Source organism: Cupriavidus sp. 09_S30, from assembly GCF_056930435.1.
Genome location: NZ_JBXOWI010000001.1, coordinates 731,028 through 751,013, shown reverse-complemented (window position 1 = coordinate 751,013; position 19,986 = coordinate 731,028). Strand labels below are relative to the sequence as shown.

Genomic DNA, 19,986 nt, shown 5'->3' with positions numbered 1-19,986 from the left:
GATGGCGGCAAGCACGGCAGGCGGCGCCTATCGCGGCCGCTTCGCCCCCTCCCCGACCGGCCCGCTGCACATGGGCTCGCTGGTCACCGCGCTGGCCAGCTGGCTGGACGCGCGCGCACACGGCGGCACCTGGCTGGTACGCATCGAGGACATCGACTATCCACGCTGCGTGCGTGGTGCCGACGACTCGATCCTGCGCACGCTGGCCGCGCTCGGCATGCATCCCGACGAGCCGCCGCTATGGCAAAGCCGGCGCGAACCCCACTACGCCACGGCACTGCAAGGCCTCGAGGCGGCGGGCCAGGTCTATCCCTGCGGCTGCTCGCGCAAGGAGATTGCCGATTCCCTGGTACACGTGCGCGAACGCCACCAGACCCTGGCCTACCCTGGCACCTGCCGGCACGGCCTGAACGGCAAGCTCCCGCGCGCCTGGCGCGTGCGCGTGCCGGACGGCGATGGCGCAACGGTCTGCTTCGACGACCGCTGGCAGGGCCGGCAGTGCCAGAACCTTGCCACCGACCTGGGCGACTTCGTGTTGCGCCGCGCGGACGGGCTATGGGCCTACCAGCTCGCGGTAGTGGTCGACGATGCGCTGCAGGGCATCACCCACATCGTGCGCGGCGCGGACCTGCTCGACTCCACGCCGCGCCAGATCCATCTGCAACATCTGCTCGGCATCCCCACGCCGTCCTACCTGCATGTGCCCGTGGTGGTGAACCCCGTCGGCGAAAAGCTGAGCAAGCAGAGCGGTGCCGAGGCCATCGACGGCCTGCCCCCGCTGGACGCCCTGCGCGCGGCCGGTTCCCATCTGGGCCTGTCCAACGCGGCCACGGACATCGCGGACTGGCTGACCCGCGCCACGACGGACTGGGCCGCACTGCTCACCACCCTGCCCCGGCCGCACTCGGCCTGAGCCCGGCATCTGTCCGGCCTGGCGCCGGATGGTCGCAGCGCCTCCTCGCCGCCGGCAGCGGCGGATATCTGCAGGAAAGTGCCGCCCGCTTTCGGCACGGGCGTCCGCCCGGTCGCCCGATCTCCTCGGAAATCACTGACACCGATGCGCGGAACGCACTGCCACCCGAGCAGCAATCGTACGCGCTGATCTCGGTCCGGCTTCCGGTAAGTCCGCTCGCGCCCCCAGGGAATCAAATCTTCTTCTCGCTTACTTCTTCTCGCTTACTTCTGAAATAAATAAAAGGCTCTTCTGATCATTAAATAGGCGAAATATCCTATTTCACTCAGAAAGCCAGTGGCGATGTGCACTTTTATTCTCATTGTTTACCCCAATCAATCCTGCCGCCCGCCGCGCCGTTGACGGGGTAAGGCTGACGGCAATTCCGGAATCGATGGTCAAGACCCGCTCAGCCCACCTAGTCAATTTCCAATGGAGAAGCGCCATGTCCGTTCGCCCGCTACTTGCTCGGTTCACCATTGCCGCCACCCTGCTTGGCTCCGCAGGAATGGTGCATGCGCAGAGCGGCATTCTTCGCTTTACGGGCATGATCGTGGAGCCGCCTTGCTCCTTCCAGGTCTCGGTAGATGAGTCCGGCGCCGCCCGATTGCGCCCGAGCTGTCCGCGCCCTGTCGCCGCCGGCCTTGACCTCGTGAACCTGGACGGCCGCGCGACATTGCAGACGGCCCGACTGACGCAGTCCGCTGCCCCGATCGCTCTTCCGGCCGCGGCGCCAGGCCGGGGCACAAGAATGATCGCGATCGTGACCTATATGTGATCACGAGCTCGTGCGCCGCCATGCCGTTCAGTCAGGCGTTGAAGGATGGCCCCCTTCGTTCCGGCGCATGTGGGGATGCGAGTGGAAACGAGCGGGAAAGATGAAGGGGGAGAAGGAGGGAGGAGGAAGGAGGAGGAAGTTTGGAGGCCTCGCGCCGGCTGGCGTGAGGCCATGCGGTGGCGGCCAGCCGGCCGCCACGCCCGCCGGCAAACCCGGCGCTCAGGACTTGCGCGGCACCCCGCCAAGCAGCGCCGCCAGCGGGCGCTTGGGTGCCGAGCGGCCCCGGCCCAGCGCGGCAAGGGCCGCTTCCTCGGTCTGCTTGGTGGCCGCAGCAGCGGCGCTACTGGGGCTGGGCTCGTAGGGCCGGGAGAAGAAGGGATCGTCCGAGGCACGGAAAGCCTGACGCTGGTTCGCGCCGTTGCCGTCCTTGCGGCGCGGGCGCTCTTCGCTGTCGCCGCGGGCCCGGCGCACTTCCGAGCGGGCACGGCGGCGATCGCCATCCTCGCTGCGGGCGCGCTCGCCGGTGGGATCGAAACCCTCCAGCGTGCCACGCGGAATGCTGCGCTTGATCAGCTTCTCGATATCGGTCAGCAGGCGTTCGTCGCCGGGCTGGAACACGGAAAGCGCGTCACCGCTGGCGCCGGCACGGCCCGTGCGGCCGATGCGGTGCACGTAGTCCTCAGCGCTGAACGGCAGGTCGAAGTTGATCACGCAGGGCATGTCGGGGATGTCCAGCCCGCGCGCGGCCACGTCGGTCGCGACCAGCGCGTCGATGGTGCCGCCCTTGAAGCCATCCAGCGTCTGCATGCGCTCGGTCTGCGTCTTGTCGCCATGGATGGCGGCGGCGTTGATGCCTTCGCGCTCCAGGTGGCGCGCCAGGCGCGAGCAGCCGATCTTGCTGTTGACGAAGACGATGCACTGGCGCGACAGGCCCTGGTCGGCGCGCTGCTTGAGCAGGTGCACGACGGCGGCCTGCTTCTGGCCGTCTTCGACCTGGTACACGGTCTGGCGCACGTTCTCGTTGGCCGAGTTGCTGCGCGCGACTTCGATGGTGACGGGCTCGGTCAGGTAGCTCGAGGCCAGCCGCTTGATCTCGGGCGAGAAGGTGGCCGAGAACAGCAGGGTCTGGCGTTGCGCGGGCAGCAGGTTGATGATGCGCTGCAGGTCCGGCAGGAAGCCCATGTCGAGCATGCGGTCGGCCTCGTCCAGCACCAGCATCTGCACCTGCGACAGGTTGACCGACTTCTGCTGCACGTGGTCGAGCAGGCGGCCCGGCGTGGCCACCAGGATCTCGACGCCACGGCGCAGCGCGTCGGTCTGCGGGTTCATGTCGACACCGCCGAACACCACCGTGCTGCGCAGGTCGGTGTGCTTGGCGTAGCGCGCGACATTGTCGTAGACCTGGTCGGCCAGCTCGCGCGTGGGCGTCAGCATCAGCGCGCGCACCGGGTGGCGTGCCGGCGAGGCACTGCCATTGGCCAGCGGCAGCAGGCGCTGGATGATGGGCAGGGCGAATCCGGCCGTCTTGCCGGTACCGGTCTGGGCCGCGCCCATGACGTCCTTGCCCAGCAGCACCACCGGGATTGCCTGCGCCTGGATCGGCGTCGGCTTGGTGTAGCCCTGGTCGGACAAGGCGCGCAGGATGCGCGGATCCAGCCCGAAGCTGTCGAAGGTGATTGCGTTGTCGGTCGTGTCTGCGGAGGCTGCAGTGTCTGCTTGGCTAGTCGTGGTCATGATTTCGGTGTCTGGCGGGAGGCGAACCCGGCGCCAGCGGACACGCGTCTCGGGGCGGGCTGGCTGATTCGTGCCGCGGCTTGGCGGCATGCTTGCCGGGGCATGCCGGCAAAATCAATAGCCCATGAGAATCAAAGACTTACATTTTAGCATCAGAGCCGCATCGGTGAACAGCACGACCGCACAACGCCCATCCGTGACAGACGCGCACATGTCACCACATTGTCATGTTGGCAGACGATGATCGCCGCTGCGACGCCGCGGCACCGGCAACTGGAAAGCCGGTCCGGCGACCAGCCCCTTCACCCGACTTAACGGCCACACACCTGACGCACCTGATGGAACCCACACGCCTCGCCCTGCACCACTTCCTGCTCATCTCGGGCATCTTCCTGGGGCTTGGCGCCACCGCGGAATCCGCGATGTCCGCACCGGTGAACGCCGATGACGGCGCGCCGCAAGCCAGCGGCCTGCCCGTGGCTGATTTTGCGCCGCCTGCCGCGCCAGCGTGGCAACCGCGCGCATAGCGCGCCGCAGGCCACGACAACGCGCCCCGAGGCGGCGCGGCACAGACAAGGTGGGAGACGGCGCCTGTCCGCCTTCCCCCCCGCCGGCAAAGCACAGGGCCGTCAATCGCCCTGGATGCCTGTACCCCGGATCACCTTCCCTCACTTCCTTTGGTCGTCGCACATGCGCGCGGCCATCTGGTCCGGCGCCTGATACGACGCCACCGTGCCAGCCTTCAGCATCTAGTCCTGCACGACGGGATCGGCCAGCGCGGCCTTCGGGCCGGACGAAGCCGTACTGCGCGAATACCTGGCCGGCACACGACAGCAGAAGCTCACGCCCTTCCCTATGGGGCCCGGCAGCGGCGGCGCATAAAAAAACCCGCGGCCATCAGGCCGCGGGGTCAATTGGTAGCGGGGAGCCGTCAAGCTGCCCCATGCGAATGCTGGATGCGAACGCAATGGGGCGCAACACCCGAACGCGGGGTACAGCGGACACACAGCCTTCGCACAGCGCATCTGCGCGGCGAGACTTGCCGCCCGCGATATCCGCCCTGAATCCCCCGGGCTTGCGCCCATGGGCCGCGCAGGAATGGAAAAAGGGCCTGCAGGCATCAGCCTGCAGGCCCTTTTCACAGATGGTGGGCCTCCCGTGAGTCGAACACGGCACCAACGGATTATGAGTCCGCTGCTCTAACCAAGCATGAGCTAGAGGCCCGGAAAACGCGAAGGACCCGGCCGGGGCCGGGTCCGTCCCTGCATTATCTCAGGATCAGTTGCCTTCCAGGAAGCTCTTCAGCTTGTCGGAGCGGCTCGGATGACGCAGCTTGCGCAGCGCCTTGGCCTCGATCTGGCGGATCCGTTCGCGCGTCACGTCGAACTGCTTGCCGACCTCTTCCAGCGTGTGGTCGGTGCTCATTTCGATGCCGAAGCGCATGCGCAGCACCTTGGCTTCGCGCGGCGTCAGCGAATCCAGCACGTCCTTGACCACGTCGCGCATCGAGCCGTGCAGCGCAGCCTCGGCCGGGGCCAGCGTGTTGGTGTCCTCGATGAAGTCGCCCAGATGGGAGTCGTCGTCGTCACCGATCGGCGTTTCCATGGAGATCGGCTCCTTGGCGATCTTCATGATCTTGCGGATCTTGTCCTCCGGCATCTCCATCTTCTCGGCCAGCGTTGCCGGATCCGGCTCGTTGCCGGTTTCCTGCAGGATCTGGCGCGAGATGCGGTTCATCTTGTTGATCGTCTCGATCATGTGCACCGGAATGCGGATGGTGCGTGCCTGGTCGGCGATCGAGCGCGTGATGGCCTGGCGGATCCACCACGTGGCGTAGGTCGAGAACTTGTAGCCGCGGCGGTATTCGAACTTGTCCACCGCCTTCATCAGGCCGATGTTGCCTTCCTGGATCAGGTCGAGGAACTGCAGGCCGCGGTTGGTGTACTTCTTGGCGATCGAGATCACCAGGCGCAGGTTGGCCTCGGTCATCTCGCGCTTGGCTTCGCGGGCGCGCTTCTCGCCTTCGGACATCTTGCGGTTGACGTCCTTCAGCTCCTTGAGCGGCAGCACCACGCGCGCCTGCAGGTCGATCAGCTTCTGCTGCAGTTCACGCACGGCGGGCACGTTGCGCTCGACGATGGCGCTGTAGCCCTTGCCGTCGCCGATCACGCCATCGATCCACTCGAGGTTCGTCTCGTTGCCCGGGAAGCGGGCGACGAACTCCACGCGCGGCATGCCACACTTGTCCACCACGATATTCAGGATCGCACGCTCGAGCTTGCGCACCTCGTCCACCTGGCCGCGCAGCGTGTCGCACAGGCGCTCGACGTTGCGCGCGGTGAAGCGGAAGCCGATCAGCTCGGCCTGGATGGCCTCCTGCGCCTTCACATAGGACTTGGACTTGTAGCCTTCCTTTTCGAAGGCACGGCGCATCTTGTCGAACTGCTCGGCGATGATGCGGAACTTCTCCAGCGAGGCCAGCTTGAGTTCCTCGAGCTGGCGCGCGGAAGCACCGGCGCCGGCTTCGTCCTCTTCTTCCTCTTCCTCTTCCTCTTCGGCCTCTTCCTCATCGAGGTCTTCGTCGTCGGAGGATGCGGCGCTGCCTTGCGAGCCGGCCTCTGCAGCCGACTCGGCATTCGGATCGATCAGGCCATCGACGAATTCGTCGATCTTGATCTCCTCGTTGGCCACGCGCTCGGCCTGGGCCAGGATCTCGGAGATCGTGACCGGGCAGGCGGAAATGGCCATCACCATGTCCTTCAGGCCGGCTTCGATGCGCTTGGCGATCTCGATCTCGCCTTCGCGCGTGAGCAGTTCCACCGTGCCCATCTCGCGCATGTACATGCGCACCGGGTCGGTGGTGCGGCCGAACTCGGAGTCGACGGTGGACAGCGCGGCCTCGGCCTCTTCCTCGGCCTCTTCCTCGCTGGTCGCGGACGGCGCGTTGTCGTTGAGCAGCAGCGTCTCTGCGTCGGGCGCCTGCTCGTAGACGGCGATGCCGATGTCGTTCAACGTCGCGACCAAGGTGTCGATCGTTTCCGAATCGACCATGTCGTCCGGCAGGTGATCGTTGATTTCCGCGTAGGTCAGGTAGCCGCGCGACTTGCCCAGCTTGATCAGCGCCTTGAGCTTCTGGCGGCGTGCCTCGAGCTCTTCCTCAGTGCCTTGCTGGGTCGAGGCGAATTCCTTCAGCAGGGCCTTTTCCTTGGCCTTGCGGTCCTTGGCCTTCTGCTTCTCGGTCTTCGGCGCAGCGGCCGGTGCGGCTGCGGGAATCTCGTCTTCGTAGAACTCTTCAGTCACGTCGTCTGTGGTGCTGTCGTCGTGCTGCATCTCGGCCTTGGGCTTGCGGCCGCGCTTCTTCGGCTCCGGCTTGGCGGCCGCAGCGGCGGGGCGCTCGGGTGCAGCGGGGGCGGTGGAAGCGGCACGCGCCTTGGCCGGGGTGGCCTTGGTTGCGGCTGCTGCCGTACGCTCGTTCTCGACTTCGGTATTCTGCTGTTTCGCCACGGTGATACTCTTGCCTCTCACAGGTACAGGCGCGGCATGGCTGCCGCCCGTATTTGCGCTTGCATGGACGCCGCTGGGGGCGCTTTCACCGCTCTCGCGTGCCGAAGTCGAGGGCTGTGTCTTCTTGGATGCACGAATTCCGGCTGCAGTGGTCGCGACCGACGCCGCGGCTGACTTGGCCGCATCGGCATCACGCGCTGACTTCGCTGGCAAAGGCCTGGCTTGCGTCTTGACCGGCGCGGCTGATCGTGCCGTCGTCGTCTTTGCAGACGCCTTGCCGCTCCCGGATTGGGGAGCCTTCGTGGAAACCTTTTCGGTTGCTTTGGCCTTTGCCATTGGCACGCTCACTTTCACCAGAACTGGGAAGAAAGATCTCGCAATCCAAACCGCCTATTGTAGCACGTCAACAATAGCCGGCCTCCTCTCAGGTGGGGCATTCACCTGAAAAATCAAGGCTTAAGAACGCTCATCCACAGCCGTCCGCCGCCATTTACGCCTTACTGCCCACCTCCCTGCCGCGCCGCGGGCTCATCCCAGCCGCCGGCGCCGATTGATTTCACTCACCAGCCAGAGCATCCGCTCCTTGGCTGCCTCATCCGCCACACCATTGACCACGGCGGCCTGCAGCCCCTCGAGTTCCCGCCGCAGCGGCTCGGCCAGCAACTTGGTGACGGCCGCGTCGAACTCCAGCTCGGCCGGCTCCGCCTCGATCTCCTCACGCAGCACCGCCGTGCGCACATTGGCGTAGACCTCAGCATACGGCGATTGCGCCAGCTGCTCGCTGAAGGCCGCGAAATTCACCTCGCCCTGCACCTGGTCGCAGGCGGCCACCAGGTGCGCCAGCACTTCCGCCTGCGGCTGATCGGGATCGAGCAGCAAGGCGCGGCTATCTTCGTCGAGCCGCGCAGCGAACTGCGGAAACCCCATCAGCAGCTGGAGCAAGCGCTGTTCCAGTCCGGTCGGCGCCTGCCGCTTGGCACGCGGCCGCGGCTGGGCGAAGCGGCCGGCGCGCGCGGGGTCGCTGCGCAAGCCGCAGACCGCCTCGATCTCGGCCGGCGTGGTGCCGGTGGCTTCGGCCAGTTCGCGCACGATCTGCAGCCGCAGCCCGCCGGCCGGCATCGCCTGCAGCAGCGGCCTGGCCTCGTACTGGGCCCGCGCGCGCCCTTCGGGCTGGCGCAGGTCCTGCTCCTCGGTCACCGTCTGCAGCAGGAAGCGCGACAGCGGCATCGCATCGCGCACCTGGGCGGCGAAGGCATCCGTGCCCTCTTCGCGCACATAGCTGTCGGGATCGTGCTCGGCAGGCAGGAAGAGGAAGCGGATCGTCTTGTTGTCGGCCAGGTGCGGCAGGCAGGCCTCCAGCGCCCGCCTGGCCGCCCGCCGGCCGGCCGTATCGCCGTCGAAGGAGAACACCACCGCATCGGTCTGCCGCAGCAGCTTCTGTACGTGTACCGCCGTGCATGCCGTGCCCAGCGTAGCCACCGCGTTGCCGAAACCCAGCTGCGCCAGCGCCACGACGTCCATATAGCCTTCGACCACCAGAACATAGCCGGTTTCCCGGATCGCGTGGCGCGCCTCGAACAGGCCATACAGCTCGGTACCCTTGCTGAACAACGGGGTTTCGGGCGAATTCAGGTATTTCGGCTCGCCCTGCCCCAGCACGCGGCCGCCAAAGCCGATCACCTGCCCCTTCGTGTTGCGGATGGGGAACATGATGCGGTCGCGGAAGCGGTCGTAGCGGCGCGGCTTGCCGTCGGCATCGCGCCGCTCGGCGTTCTCGATCAGCAGGCCCGCCTCCACCAGCGGGCCGGCCACGGCGTCATCGCGGTAGCTGCCGAACACCGACTCCAGCCCCTGCCAGTCATCGGGGGCGTAGCCCAGGCCGAAATGCGCCGCGATCTCGCCAGTCAGGCCCCGCCCCTTGAGGTACTGGATGGCCTGCTGGGCGCCGCGCAATTGCCGGCGATAGAAATCGGTGGCGCGCGTCATGGCCTCGGTCAGGGCCAGCGAGCGGGCCTGCTGCTCGGCGCGCTGGGCGGGAGGCAGGCGGTCGCGCTCCTCCGGCACGGTCAGGCCGACCGACTGGGCCAGCTCGCGCACCGCATCGGGGTAGGACTGGCCCGAATACTCCATCAGGAAGCCGATGGCCGAACCGTGCGCGCCACAGCCGAAGCAGTGGTAGAACTGCTTGGTCGGCGACACCGTGAACGACGGCGACTTCTCATTGTGGAAGGGGCACAGCCCCATGAAGTTCGCCCCACCCTTTTTCAGCTGCACATACTTCCCCACCACGTCGACGATGTCGACACGGTTGAGCAGGTCTTGAATAAAGGATTGCGGAATCACCCGGCTGTTCGTCCTGATGGGCGGACCGCCCGCGCGTGCGGCGGCCCGTTCTTTGGTCTGGCGTGCATGCAAACGGGACGGGATGTCCCGCCCGTTATGGGAATATTGTAGTGCAGGGTTCGTCGCCCGCCCCAGAATGACGACAATTGCGCACATTGATGCCGCATTCCGCGGCGAACGGCGTTGAATCCGGCGCGATCCCGGCGCAAACCCGGCAAGGGAAGGAGGAAGATATGCCCCCTTCCGCGGTCGACGCGCTTACTTCGGGGCCAGCGCAGCCTTGACCAGAGCCGAGACGGCCGTCATGTCCGCGCGGCCGGCCAGCCGCGCCTTGACCAGGCCCATCACCTTGCCCATGTCCTGCGGACCGGCGGCGCCGCTTTCGGTCACGGCGCGCTGCACCTCGGCGGCCACCTCGGCCTCCGACAGGGCTGCCGGCATATAGACCTTGAGCACCTCGACCTCGGCGGACTCTTTGTCAACCAGGTCGTCGCGACCGGCCTGCTGAAACTGCTCGATAGCGTCCTTGCGCTGCTTGATCAGCTTTTCGACCACGGCCAGCACGGCAGCGTCGTCCAGCTCGATGCGCTCATCGACCTCGCGCTGCTTGATCGCGGCCAGCAGCAGGCGGATGGTGCCGAGACGCTCGGCTTCGCGGGCGCGCATGGCGGCCTTCATGTCTTCACTGATGCGGGCTTTGAGGGACATGACAATGTTCCGTAGTGAGGGGGGAGCGGAAAAGGACGGACGCCGCGAAGTGCGGCAAGCGGCGCGGCATGCGCCGCCAAAACGCAAAAACCCGCCGGAGCGATGCCCGCAGCGGGTTTGGATGCTGACGCTGGAAGCGCGATCAGTACAGCTTCTTCGGCAGCATCTGGCTGCGGATGCGCTTGTAGTGGCGCTTCACGGCGGCAGCCTTCTTGCGCTTGCGCTCGGCCGTCGGCTTTTCATAAAACTCGCGTGCCCGCAATTCCGTGATCAAACCGTTCTTTTCGATGGTGCGCTTGAAGCGGCGCATCGCGACTTCAAACGGCTCATTTTCTTTGAGGCGGATCGTGGTCATTTGGCCAGTCAGAGGAGGAGTGCTAACGCGCAGGGCTAGCGGTTTTATGAAGAGCGTGATTTTAGCACCTGACTTCCGGGCCCGCGTAAACAAATTTCGCGCCACTCGAATCCGTGGTAACCCTTACACAACAAGGCTTAGCGGCGCTCACCGCCCGCACGGCAGCGCCGCTTTATGCCGCTTCAGGCCACCTCGCGCCCGCGCCGCGCCGCCTCGGCCAGCGCCTGCCCGGCCGCCACCGCCGAGGCCCAGGCCCACTGGAAGTTGTAGCCGCCCAGCCAACCGGTCACGTCAACCACTTCGCCGACGAAATAGAGGTTGGCCACCTCGCGCGCCATCATCGTCGACGAGGACAGCGCGCGCGTATCGACGCCGCCCAGCGTCACCTCGGCCTTGCGGTAGCCCTCGGTGCCGGATGGCACCAGCCGCCAGGCGTTGAGCGCCTCGCCCAGCCTGCGCAGCGCCTTATCCGCCATGTCCTGCGGGTGCTGCCTGCCGTCGAGGCCGACTGCGGCGCACCAGGCGTCGGCCAGGCGCGCGGGAAGGCGTTCGGCCAGCAGGTTGGCCAGCTGCTTGCGGCTGTTCGCCTTCTGCTCGAGCAGCCAGGCGGCCGCATCTTCGCCATCGAACAGATCGACCGCGATCGGGGTACCGGGCCGCCAGAAGCTGGAGATCTGCAGCACGGCGGGGCCGGAGAGCCCGCGGTGCGTCCACAGCAGATCCTCGCGGAAGGCGCCGGCCGCCTTGCCCGCACCCGTGGCGATATCCACCTCCTTGGAAATGCCCGCGAGCGGCACGAACGGCTGCCAGGCCTGCCCGTCGAAGGTCAGCGGCACCAGGCCCGGGCGCGTCTCGACCACGCCGAGGCCGAATTGCCGCGCGATGCGGTAGCCCAGGTCGGTGGCGCCGATCTTCGGGATCGACAGGCCGCCGGTGGCCACCACCAGCGCTCCCGCGCGCACCGTGCCCTGCGCGGTCAGCAGCAGGAAATCATCGCCTTCGCGGCGCACTTCGGCCACCGTGCAACCGGTCTGCCAGTGCACGCCACCGGCATCGCACTCGGCGCGCAGCATGGCGATCACGTCTTCGGCGCTGTCGTTGCAGAAGAGCTGGCCGCGGTGCTTCTCGTGCCAGGCGATGCCATGCCGGCGCATCAGCGCAAGGAAATCCTGCGGCGTGTAGCGTGCCAGGGCCGAGCGGCAGAAGTGCGGATTAGACGACAGATAGTTGGCCGGCCCGGCCTGGAGATTGGTGAAGTTGCAGCGCCCACCGCCCGAGATGCGGATCTTCTCGGCGAGCCGGGTCGCATGGTCGATCAGCACGACGCGCGCGCCGCCCTGCCCGGCCACCGCCGCGCACATCATGCCGGCCGCGCCGGCCCCCAGCACCGCCACGTCGTAGCGGCCTGCCGTGCGCGCGCCGCGCGCCGTTCCCGTCGATGCGGCGCCTGCTGCGTCCATCGGAACCCCAAATCTCAAAGAAGCGCAGATTGTAGCGAAAAGCGCGGCGCGCGCCGGTGTGCTACCCTGCGGCCTCGCCATCCGCCCACACCGGGCGGCGCCGGCGCCATCGATCTTCTGCTTCTCCCATGCTCGTCCTCGGCATCGAATCCTCCTGCGACGAAACCGGGCTGGCCCTCTACGACACCGAGGCCGGCCTGCTGTCGCACGCCCTGCACTCGCAGATCGCCATGCACCGCGACTACGGCGGCGTGGTACCCGAACTCGCCTCGCGCGACCATATCCGCCGCGTGCTGCCGTTGCTGCAGCAGGTGCTGGACCAGGCCGGCCGCGCGCGCGCGGACATCGATGCGATCGCCTATACGCAAGGCCCGGGCCTGGCCGGCGCGCTGCTGGTGGGCGCCTCGGTGGCCAATGCGCTGGGCTTCGCGCTCAATGTGCCGATGCTCGGCGTGCACCACCTCGAGGGCCACCTGTTGTCGCCGCTGCTGACCGACGCGCCGCCGCCCTTCCCCTTCGTCGCGCTGCTGGTCTCGGGCGGTCACACGCAACTGATGGAAGTACGCGGCATCGGCGACTACGCCCTGCTCGGCGAAACGCTCGACGATGCCGCCGGCGAGGCCTTCGACAAGACCGCCAAGCTGCTGGGCCTGGGCTATCCGGGCGGACCGGAAGTCTCGCGGCTGGCGGAGTTCGGTATTCCGGGCGCCTTCGAACTGCCCCGCCCGATGCTGCATTCGGGCAATCTCGATTTTTCCTTCGCCGGCCTGAAGACTGCGGTGCTGACGCAAAGCCGCAAGCTCGGCAGCAATGTGTGCGAACAGGACCGCGCCAACCTGGCGCGCGCCTTCGTCGATGCCCTCGTCGACGTGCTCGCGGCCAAGTCGATGGCGGCGCTGAAGCAGACCGGGCACCGCCGCCTGGTCGTGGCCGGCGGCGTGGGCGCCAACCGCCAGCTGCGCGAGCGGCTGGACACGCTGGGCCGGCAACGCAGGATCGAGGTCCATTACCCGGACCTGGCCTTCTGCACGGACAACGGCGCGATGATCGCCTTTGCCGGCGCGATGCGGCTGCAGGCCGCGCCGCAGCTGGCGCAGCACGACTACGGCTATGGCGTGACGCCGCGCTGGGAGCTGGCGGACATCCGCCTGCCCGCGCATTGAGGCCTGGCGCAGCGCGCGCCGCCCCGCCGCACCGACAAAAGAAAAGCCACCCTAAGGGTGGCTTTCTTCATGCCGGCGCAGTCACTGCGCCTCCCGCCGCCTGTTACAGCGCCGGATCCTCGACGCGCTTGTCGCGCTCGATCACGGCGTAGGCGCTGTGGTTGTGGATGGACTCGAAGTTCTCGGCCTCCAGCACATACGCCACGATGCGGTCGTCGGCGTTCAGGCGCATGGCGATATCGCGCACCAGGTCCTCGACGAACTTCGGATTCTCATAGGCACGCTCGGTGACGAACTTTTCATCGGGGCGCTTGAGCAGGCCCCATAGTTCGCACGAGGCCTCTTCCTCGGCCATGCGCACCAGGGCTTCGACCGGCAGGTCGCCCGCCATCTCCACCTTCATCGTGATGTGCGAACGCTGGTTGTGCGCGCCATACTGCGAGATCTTCTTCGAGCAGGGGCACAGGCTGGTCACCGGCACCAGGGCCGTCAGGAAGACCTTGGTCTCGCCGCCACGCACTTCGCCGAGCAGCGTCACTTCGTAATCCATCAGCGACTGCACGCCGGAAATCGGCGCAGTCTTGTTGACGAAGTACGGGAAGGTGACCTCGATGCGGCCGGCATCGGCCTCGAGCTTCTCGAGCATCTTGTCGAGCAGGCCGCGGAAGCTGGCCAGGTCGATCGCCTCACGCTCCTCTTCCAGCAGCGCCATGAAGCGCGACATGTGCGTGCCCTTCTGGTCGGCGGGAAGATGCACGTCGAGATTGAAGGTGCCCACCGTGGCCTGCACCCCGGCGGGGGTCTTCAGCGACAGGGGATAGCGGACGCCCTTGACGCCAACCCGTTGGATCGGGATCTGGCGCGTATCGCGGCTCGACTGCACGTCGGGCATCGCAAAGGCGGGATTGATGTCATTCATTACCGGTTTCCTCCAGAACCACGTAGCCTGGCTTTTTGTGATTCTTACGGTCGTGGCACTTTCGCAGTCAACATGCCACGCAACGAGTGTGAAACCACGGGGTGGGTGACTGAGCCACCCCGCAGACTGCGAACACGGAACGGAAGGGATTCTAAGGGAAATCCGCCATTGCTGCCGGCGGAAGGCCCAATCCCGCACGCGCTATGCGGGTGATTGATGCAAGCTATCGAGCGGGCGCATCGCGCCGGCACCCCTCGCCTGCGCGCGCTTCAGGCTGCGCGCGTGGCAACGGCGACAGGGGCGACAGCCGCCTGGCCCAGGCCGAAGCGCTGGCGCACCGTCTCTTCGATGCCCTTGGCATCCAGCCCGCACTGCGACAGCAGGAAGGCGGGATCGCCATGGTCGATGAAACGGTCAGGCAGGCCGAGTGTCAGCACCGGCACTTCCAGGCCGGCCTCGGCCAGCGCCTCGAGCACCGCGCTGCCCGCGCCACCCATCACACAGCCTTCCTCGACGGTGACCAGGTAGTCGTGCTCGCGCGCCAGCGACTTGACCAGTTCCACGTCCAGCGGCTTGACGAAGCGCATGTTGGCCACGGAGGCATCGAGCGCCTCGGCCGCGCCCAGCGCCGGCTGCACCATCGAGCCGAAGGCCAGGAAGGCCACGCGCTGGCCCTTGCGCGCGCCGCCCTCGCGGCGCATCTCGCCCTTGCCCAGCGGCAGCGGCTCGAGCGCCGCCTGTGTGGCAACGCCCGGGCCGGAACCGCGCGGATAGCGCACCGCGCTCGGGCCGTCGAAATGGAAGGCCGTCGTCAGCAGCTCGCGGCATTCCTTCTCGTCGCACGGCGTGGCGACCATCATGTTGGGGATGCAGCGCAGGTAGGCGATGTCATAGGCGCCCGCATGCGTCGCACCGTCGGCGCCGACCAGGCCGGCGCGGTCCAGCGCGAACACCACCGGCAGGTTCTGCAGCGCCACGTCGTGGATCAGCTGGTCGTAGCCGCGCTGCAGGAAGGTCGAGTAGATCGCCACCACCGGCTTGATGCCCTCGCAGGCCATGCCGCCGGCGAAGGTCACCGCGTGCTGCTCGGCGATGCCCACGTCGTAGTAGCGGTCGGGGAAGCGCTTCTCGAACTCGACCATGCCCGAGCCCTCTCGCATGGCGGGCGTGATGCCGACCAAGCGCTTGTCTGCCGCGGCCATGTCGCACAGCCACTCGCCGAAGACCTGGGTATAGGTCTTGCGGGCCGGCTTGGTGGAGGGACGGATGCCCTCGGCCGGATCGAACTTGCCCGGACCGTGGTACAGGATGGGGTCGGCTTCGGCCAGCTTGTAGCCCTGCCCCTTCTTGGTCACCACGTGCAGGAAGATCGGGCCGGCGCCTTCCAGCGCGCGGCGGCGGATGTTCTGCAGCGTGGGCACCAGGGCGTTCAGGTCATGGCCGTCGATCGGGCCGATGTAGTTGAAGCCGAATTCCTCGAACAGCGCGGCCGGTCCCACCATGCCCTTGGCGTGTTCCTCCAAGCGCTTGGCGAATTCCAGCACCGGCGGCGCCACCGACAGCACGCGCTCGATGCCCTTCTTGGTGGCCGCGTAGAACTGTCCACTCAGCAGGCGCGCGAGGTGGCTGTTCAGTGCGCCCACCGGCGGCGAGATCGACATGTCGTTGTCGTTGAGCACCACCACCAGCGGCAGGTCCTTGTAGACACCGGCATTGTTCATGGCCTCGAAGGCCATGCCGGCGGACATCGCGCCGTCGCCGATCACGGCGATGGAGACACGCTTGTCGCCGACCGTGCGCGCGCCCAAGGCCATGCCGAGCGCGGCCGAGATCGAGGTGGAGGAGTGCGCGGTGCCGAAGGTGTCGTACTCGCTCTCGCTGCGGCGCGGGAAGCCGGAGATGCCGCCCCACTGGCGCAGCGTGCTCATGCGGTCGCGGCGGCCGGTCAGGATCTTGTGCGGGTAGCTCTGGTGGCCGACGTCCCAGACGATGCGGTCGTCGGGCGTGTGGAAGGCGTAGTGCAGCGCGATGGTCAGCTCGACCGTACCGAGATTGGACGAGAGGTGGCCGCCGGTCTGCGAGACCGACTCGATCACGTAGGCGCGCAATTCTTCCGCCAGCGTTTGCAGCTGGCGCCGGTCCAGCTTGCGCAGGTCCGCGGGATCGTCGATGGTCTTGAGCAGTGCGTAGGTCATGGTTTTGGTTCGGCCGCCAGATTCTTGCGTCCGGCTTGTCATATCAATGGGTGCGCAGCACGATCAGGTCGGCCAACCCGGCCAAGCGTGCGCCTCGCGCGCCAAAGCCCGACAACGCCTCGTGGGCGGTATCGCGCAGCTTGCCGGCCAGTTCGCGCGCCGGCTCCAGTCCCATCAGCGAGACATAGGTCGGCTTGTCGTTCGCGGCATCCTTGCCGGCGGTCTTGCCCAGCGTGGCCGTATCCGCGGTCACGTCCAGGATGTCATCCACCACCTGGAACGCCAGCCCGATCGCCGCAGCGTAACGGTCCAGCGCTTCCAGGCCGGCGGCGTCGATGCTGCCGCACAGGGCGCCCATGCGCACGCTCGCGCGCAGCAGCGCACCGGTCTTCATGCGGTGCATGCCTTCCAGCTCGGGCAGCGTCATCGCCAGGCCCACATGCTGCAGGTCGATGGCCTGGCCGCCGCACATGCCGACGGAGCCGGAGGCCTGCGCCAGTTCGCCCACCAGACGCAGCCGCGCGGCAGGCTCCAGCGCGGGCGTCTCGGCCAGCACGACGAAGGCTTGCGTCTGCAGGGCATCGCCCACCAGCAGCGCGGTGGCCTCGTCATAGGCCTTGTGTACGGTCGGGCGGCCGCGGCGCAGGTCATCGTCGTCCATGCAGGGCATGTCGTCGTGCACCAGCGAGTAGGCGTGGATCATCTCCACCGCGCAGGCTGCCGCGTCGCAGGCCTCAGCGCTGGCACCGGTGACCTCACCGGCCGCGTGGACCAGCAGCGGGCGGACACGCTTACCACCGCCGAGCACAGCATACCGCATGGCATCGTGCAAGGTGTGCGGAATTGTATCCGCAGATGGAAGTGCCGTATTAAGCGCTTGTTCAGTCCGGGCGCCAAGCGCCTGCATCCATTGGGAAAAATCGTTCATTCTGTTGTGTCCGCCTGTGTGCCGGCCTCGGTCATGGGTTTGAGAACATCGCCTTCCAGCACCTTGATCTGCTGCTCGACGCGCTCCAGCTTCTGCTGGCAGTAGCGCACCAGTTCGGCACCGCGGCGGTAGGCCGCCAGCGACTCCTCGAGCGGCAGCGCGCCGCTTTCCATGCTCGCCACCAGCGCCTCCAGCTCATCCATGGCCGCCTCGTAGGAGGCGGGCGGCGCAACGGGCGCCGGGGTGTCGTCTGGCTGGACCGGGGCGGTCTTTTCTCTTGGCATGTCTGGCCTTGCAACAGGGGAAGCTGCGATTTTACGCCAAAGCGAGGACTTGTCCGACTCTTCCGACAGCGGAACCCCCGATCCGCCGCCGAAAGTGACTTGTGCGCTCCGGTCGTCTTTCCGAATGCGTCGCGAACGGCACCCCCATGACGACCCGGGTCGACTTTTTCGCTAAAAACGCAAAAAAATCAGGCCCTTAACTTTTTGGCTCGGGTACAATCCCGGGCTCGGCGGAAAAAAGCGAGCGCCACATTTCACGGCCGGCCACCCAGGTGACCGCCCTTGCGTGCCCCGCTTCCAGCCGTCTTTCCCATATCGATCTTTTGTTTCGATGGTTGGGTTGTTCACTGCTTTCACCTGTCATTTGGGAGTGGGGATAATGTCCAATCTCAGCACCGCGCTGAAACTGGCGCCAGCTGAATCTCAGCTGCCCGTCGACGCCTACTTTGATGAGGCGTTGCACCAACAAGAACTGGAACTGCTGTTTGCCAAGGGCCCCGGCTACGTCGGGCACGCGCTGATGGTGCCGGAAGTGGGCGACTACCACGCCCTCAAGGCCGAGGATGAGGGCCGTATCCTGGTCCGCAACCAGGAGGGCATCGAACTGATGTCCAACGTCTGCCGCCACCGCCAGGCCATCATGCTCAACGGCCGCGGCAACGCCCAGAACATCGTCTGCCCGCTGCACCGCTGGACCTATGACCTGAAGGGCGAACTGCTCGGCGCGCCGCACTTCGAACAACAGCCCTGCCTGCACCTGAAGCGCTCGCCGCTGCAGAACTGGAACGGCCTGCTGTTCGAGGGCAAGCGCGACGTGCGCGCCGACCTGGCGCGCCTGGGCGTGGCCGAAGACCTGAACTTCGACGGCTACATGCTCGACCACGTCGAGATCCACGACTGCAACTACAACTGGAAGACCTTCATCGAGGTCTACCTCGAGGACTACCACGTCGTGCCCTTCCACCCGGGCCTGGGCAGTTTCGTCTCCTGCGACGACCTGACCTGGGAGTTCGGCGAATGGCACAGCGTGCAGACGGTCGGCCTGCACGCCGGCCTCAAGCGTCCTGGCAGCCCGACGTATCGCAAGTGGCACGACGCAGTGTTGCGTTTCAACAACGGCGTATTGCCCAAGCACGGCGCGATCTGGCTGACCTACTACCCCAACATCATGGTGGAGTGGTATCCGCACGTGCTGGTGGTATCCACGCTGCACCCGCTCGGGCCGCACAAGACCCGCAATGTGGTGGAGTTCTACTACCCCGAGGAAATCGCGCTGTTCGAGCGCGAGTTCGTCGAGGCGGAACGTGCCGCCTACATGGAAACCTGCGTGGAGGACGACGAGATCGCCGAGCGCATGGATGCGGGCCGGCTGGCGCTGATGAAGCGCGGGATCAGCGAGACCGGTCCCTACCAGTCGCCGATGGAAGACGGCATGCAGCATTTCCATGAGTGGTATCGCCGCGCCATGCGCTACAGCGCATAGCGCATAGCGCATAGAATCCTGGCCTTGCCGGAAAGCAGAACGGACCGCCTGTGCGGTCCGTTCTGCATTGGTGCGGCGCGCACTGCACTGTTACAATTCCCGCGCCGGCATCGCCTGCCGGCAATCCATTCCGCGGCGTGGGGCACGAGCCCGAGAACGCCCTGCCCGCGCGCTGCCCGCTCCCCTCTCCGCGCCTCGCCATGCAATCGCTCTGGATGCTGTTCGCCGCCTTCTCGTTTTCGCTGATGGGGGTGGGCGTCAAGCTTGCGTCCGAGCTCTACACTACGGGCGAGATCGTCTTCTACCGCAGCGTGATCGGCGTGGCCATCATGTGGGCGGTGCTCGCCTCCGGCGGCGTGTCGGTGCGCACGCCGCACATGCCGATGCACATCAAGCGCAGCCTGTTCGGCGTGACCTCGCTGCTGCTGTGGTTCAGCTCCATCACCATGCTGCCGCTGGCCACGGCGATGACGCTGAACTACATGTCGCCGGTCTGGATCGCGCTGATCCTGGGCGCCGGTGCGGCGCTGGCCGGCACGCGCGGCACCGACCGCAAGCTGATCGGCGCCATCCTGATGTCCTTCGCCGGCGTGCTGTGCCTGCTGCAGCCCGCGGTCGGCAAGGACCAGCTCACCGGCGGCCTGATCGGCCTGATCTCCGGCGTGTTCACCGCGCTGGCCTACGTGGAAGTGCGCCAGCTCGGCCAGCTCGGCGAGCCCGAGGGCCGCATCGTCTTCTACTTCTCGCTGGTCGGCGCGCTGGTCGGCCTGGCCTGGATGCTGTGGACCGGCCCGAGCCCGCATACCTGGCACGGCGCCGGCCTGCTGCTCGCCATCGGCGTGCTGGCCACGCTCGGACAGACCGCCATGACGCGCGCCTACAAGCGCGGCAACACGCTGCTGACCGCCAACCTGCAATACGCGGGCATCGTCTTCTCCAGCATCTGGGGCATGCTGATCTGGTCGGACCGCCTCAACGCGCTGTCCTGGCTGGGCATGGCGCTGATCATCGCCAGCGGCATCGCCACCACGCTGACACGGGCGCGCGCGGCCAGCGACCAGCCGCCGAGCGCGGACACCCCCGTGGCATCCGCGGAGGCGGAAGTCCATCCCGAGGTGTAGCATCGGGCCAGCGCGGCGCGCATTGCGCACCGCATCCCTCACGAACTGACAGGTTCCGC

Annotated in this window: 16 protein-coding genes and 1 tRNA gene; 6 read left to right on the top strand and 11 right to left on the bottom strand. The window is 66.8% G+C overall.

All coding sequences use genetic code 11. From position 1 onward, the window contains the following. Nucleotide 1 precedes the first annotated feature (1 nt). A complete protein-coding gene (gluQRS, locus tag AC1Z3O_RS03535) occupies nt 2-913 on the top strand; it encodes a tRNA glutamyl-Q(34) synthetase GluQRS (RefSeq protein WP_483513564.1) in 912 nt (303 codons plus the stop codon). A 484-nt stretch (nt 914-1,397) separates the two neighbouring features. Further along, complete coding sequence (locus AC1Z3O_RS03530) at nt 1,398-1,730, top strand: type 1 fimbrial protein (RefSeq protein ID WP_483513562.1); 333 nt, start codon at nt 1,398-1,400, stop codon at nt 1,728-1,730. 219 nt (nt 1,731-1,949) lie between these two features. On the opposite strand, the gene AC1Z3O_RS03525 is transcribed toward AC1Z3O_RS03530, so the two are convergent. After that, nucleotides 1,950-3,464: a DEAD/DEAH box helicase gene (locus AC1Z3O_RS03525; protein WP_483513560.1), complete on the bottom strand. Its 1,515-nt coding sequence runs from the start codon at nt 3,462-3,464 to the stop codon at nt 1,950-1,952. Between the two features lie 338 nt (nt 3,465-3,802). Between AC1Z3O_RS03525 and AC1Z3O_RS03520 the strand changes: the two genes are divergently transcribed. Next, on the top strand, nt 3,803-3,991 hold the full coding sequence (locus AC1Z3O_RS03520) for a hypothetical protein (protein WP_483513558.1): 189 nt from the start codon (nt 3,803-3,805) through the stop codon (nt 3,989-3,991). 618 nt (nt 3,992-4,609) lie between these two features. Here the strand turns inward: AC1Z3O_RS03520 and AC1Z3O_RS03515 are convergent. From AC1Z3O_RS03515 to AC1Z3O_RS03490, 6 genes are all read right to left on the bottom strand, one after another. After that, nucleotides 4,610-4,688: transfer RNA gene (locus AC1Z3O_RS03515), tRNA-Ile, on the bottom strand. 54 nt (nt 4,689-4,742) lie between these two features. Continuing rightward, nucleotides 4,743-7,304, bottom strand: coding sequence for an RNA polymerase sigma factor RpoD (gene rpoD, locus AC1Z3O_RS03510; RefSeq protein WP_483513556.1), 2,562 nt, complete (start codon nt 7,302-7,304; stop codon nt 4,743-4,745). A gap of 192 nt (nt 7,305-7,496) precedes the next feature. Then, nucleotides 7,497-9,311, bottom strand: coding sequence for a DNA primase (gene dnaG / locus AC1Z3O_RS03505; protein ID WP_483513554.1), 1,815 nt, complete (start codon nt 9,309-9,311; stop codon nt 7,497-7,499). Between the two features lie 258 nt (nt 9,312-9,569). Next, nucleotides 9,570-10,019: a GatB/YqeY domain-containing protein gene (locus tag AC1Z3O_RS03500; RefSeq protein WP_483513553.1), complete on the bottom strand. Its 450-nt coding sequence runs from the start codon at nt 10,017-10,019 to the stop codon at nt 9,570-9,572. Between the two features lie 142 nt (nt 10,020-10,161). Beyond that, entirely contained in the window at nt 10,162-10,374 is a 213-nt protein-coding gene (gene rpsU, locus AC1Z3O_RS03495; RefSeq protein ID WP_006576196.1) for a 30S ribosomal protein S21, read from the bottom strand. 182 nt (nt 10,375-10,556) lie between these two features. Next, a complete protein-coding gene (locus tag AC1Z3O_RS03490) occupies nt 10,557-11,834 on the bottom strand; it encodes a BaiN/RdsA family NAD(P)/FAD-dependent oxidoreductase (protein ID WP_483513551.1) in 1,278 nt (425 codons plus the stop codon). Nucleotides 11,835-11,962: 128 nt separating this feature from the next. On the opposite strand from AC1Z3O_RS03490, the gene tsaD reads away from it, so the two are divergent. Continuing rightward, a complete protein-coding gene (gene tsaD, locus AC1Z3O_RS03485; RefSeq protein ID WP_483513549.1) occupies nt 11,963-12,997 on the top strand; it encodes a tRNA (adenosine(37)-N6)-threonylcarbamoyltransferase complex transferase subunit TsaD in 1,035 nt (344 codons plus the stop codon). A gap of 103 nt (nt 12,998-13,100) precedes the next feature. Here the strand turns inward: tsaD and folE2 are convergent, their stop codons facing one another. From folE2 to AC1Z3O_RS03465, 4 genes are all read right to left on the bottom strand, one after another. Then, nucleotides 13,101-13,916, bottom strand: a complete 816-nt coding sequence (gene folE2 / locus AC1Z3O_RS03480) for a GTP cyclohydrolase FolE2 (protein ID WP_483513548.1) — start codon at nt 13,914-13,916, stop codon at nt 13,101-13,103. A 269-nt stretch (nt 13,917-14,185) separates the two neighbouring features. Then, on the bottom strand, nt 14,186-16,111 hold the full coding sequence (gene dxs, locus AC1Z3O_RS03475; protein WP_483513546.1) for a 1-deoxy-D-xylulose-5-phosphate synthase: 1,926 nt from the start codon (nt 16,109-16,111) through the stop codon (nt 14,186-14,188). A 43-nt stretch (nt 16,112-16,154) separates the two neighbouring features. Beyond that, complete coding sequence (locus tag AC1Z3O_RS03470) at nt 16,155-17,039, bottom strand: polyprenyl synthetase family protein (protein WP_483513545.1); 885 nt, start codon at nt 17,037-17,039, stop codon at nt 16,155-16,157. After that, on the bottom strand, nt 17,036-17,323 hold the full coding sequence (locus AC1Z3O_RS03465; RefSeq protein WP_483513543.1) for an exodeoxyribonuclease VII small subunit: 288 nt from the start codon (nt 17,321-17,323) through the stop codon (nt 17,036-17,038). Before AC1Z3O_RS03465 ends, AC1Z3O_RS03470 begins: the two co-directional genes overlap by 4 nt. A 379-nt stretch (nt 17,324-17,702) precedes the next feature. Between AC1Z3O_RS03465 and AC1Z3O_RS03460 the strand changes: the two genes are divergently transcribed. Further along, complete coding sequence (locus AC1Z3O_RS03460) at nt 17,703-18,806, top strand: aromatic ring-hydroxylating oxygenase subunit alpha (RefSeq protein ID WP_483513542.1); 1,104 nt, start codon at nt 17,703-17,705, stop codon at nt 18,804-18,806. A gap of 200 nt (nt 18,807-19,006) precedes the next feature. After that, nucleotides 19,007-19,927, top strand: a complete 921-nt coding sequence (locus AC1Z3O_RS03455; protein ID WP_483513540.1) for a DMT family transporter — start codon at nt 19,007-19,009, stop codon at nt 19,925-19,927. Nucleotides 19,928-19,986 lie beyond the last annotated feature (59 nt).

Excerpts from the sequence above, each read along its gene's own strand:
- gluQRS (WP_483513564.1), top strand. The coding sequence starts at position 2 with ATGGCGGCAAGCACGGCAGGCGGCGCCTATCGCGGCCGCTTCGCCCCC.
- AC1Z3O_RS03530 (WP_483513562.1), top strand. The coding sequence starts at position 1,398 with ATGTCCGTTCGCCCGCTACTTGCTCGGTTCACCATTGCCGCCACCCTG.
- AC1Z3O_RS03525 (WP_483513560.1), bottom strand. The coding sequence starts at position 3,464 with ATGACCACGACTAGCCAAGCAGACACTGCAGCCTCCGCAGACACGACC.
- AC1Z3O_RS03520 (WP_483513558.1), top strand. The coding sequence starts at position 3,803 with ATGGAACCCACACGCCTCGCCCTGCACCACTTCCTGCTCATCTCGGGC.
- rpoD (WP_483513556.1), bottom strand. The coding sequence starts at position 7,304 with ATGGCAAAGGCCAAAGCAACCGAAAAGGTTTCCACGAAGGCTCCCCAA.
- AC1Z3O_RS03500 (WP_483513553.1), bottom strand. The coding sequence starts at position 10,019 with ATGTCCCTCAAAGCCCGCATCAGTGAAGACATGAAGGCCGCCATGCGC.
- rpsU (WP_006576196.1), bottom strand. The coding sequence starts at position 10,374 with ATGACCACGATCCGCCTCAAAGAAAATGAGCCGTTTGAAGTCGCGATG.
- AC1Z3O_RS03490 (WP_483513551.1), bottom strand. The coding sequence starts at position 11,834 with ATGGACGCAGCAGGCGCCGCATCGACGGGAACGGCGCGCGGCGCGCGC.
- tsaD (WP_483513549.1), top strand. The coding sequence starts at position 11,963 with ATGCTCGTCCTCGGCATCGAATCCTCCTGCGACGAAACCGGGCTGGCC.
- folE2 (WP_483513548.1), bottom strand. The coding sequence starts at position 13,916 with ATGAATGACATCAATCCCGCCTTTGCGATGCCCGACGTGCAGTCGAGC.
- dxs (WP_483513546.1), bottom strand. The coding sequence starts at position 16,111 with ATGACCTACGCACTGCTCAAGACCATCGACGATCCCGCGGACCTGCGC.
- AC1Z3O_RS03470 (WP_483513545.1), bottom strand. The coding sequence starts at position 17,039 with ATGAACGATTTTTCCCAATGGATGCAGGCGCTTGGCGCCCGGACTGAA.
- AC1Z3O_RS03465 (WP_483513543.1), bottom strand. The coding sequence starts at position 17,323 with ATGCCAAGAGAAAAGACCGCCCCGGTCCAGCCAGACGACACCCCGGCG.
- AC1Z3O_RS03460 (WP_483513542.1), top strand. The coding sequence starts at position 17,703 with ATGTCCAATCTCAGCACCGCGCTGAAACTGGCGCCAGCTGAATCTCAG.
- AC1Z3O_RS03455 (WP_483513540.1), top strand. The coding sequence starts at position 19,007 with ATGCAATCGCTCTGGATGCTGTTCGCCGCCTTCTCGTTTTCGCTGATG.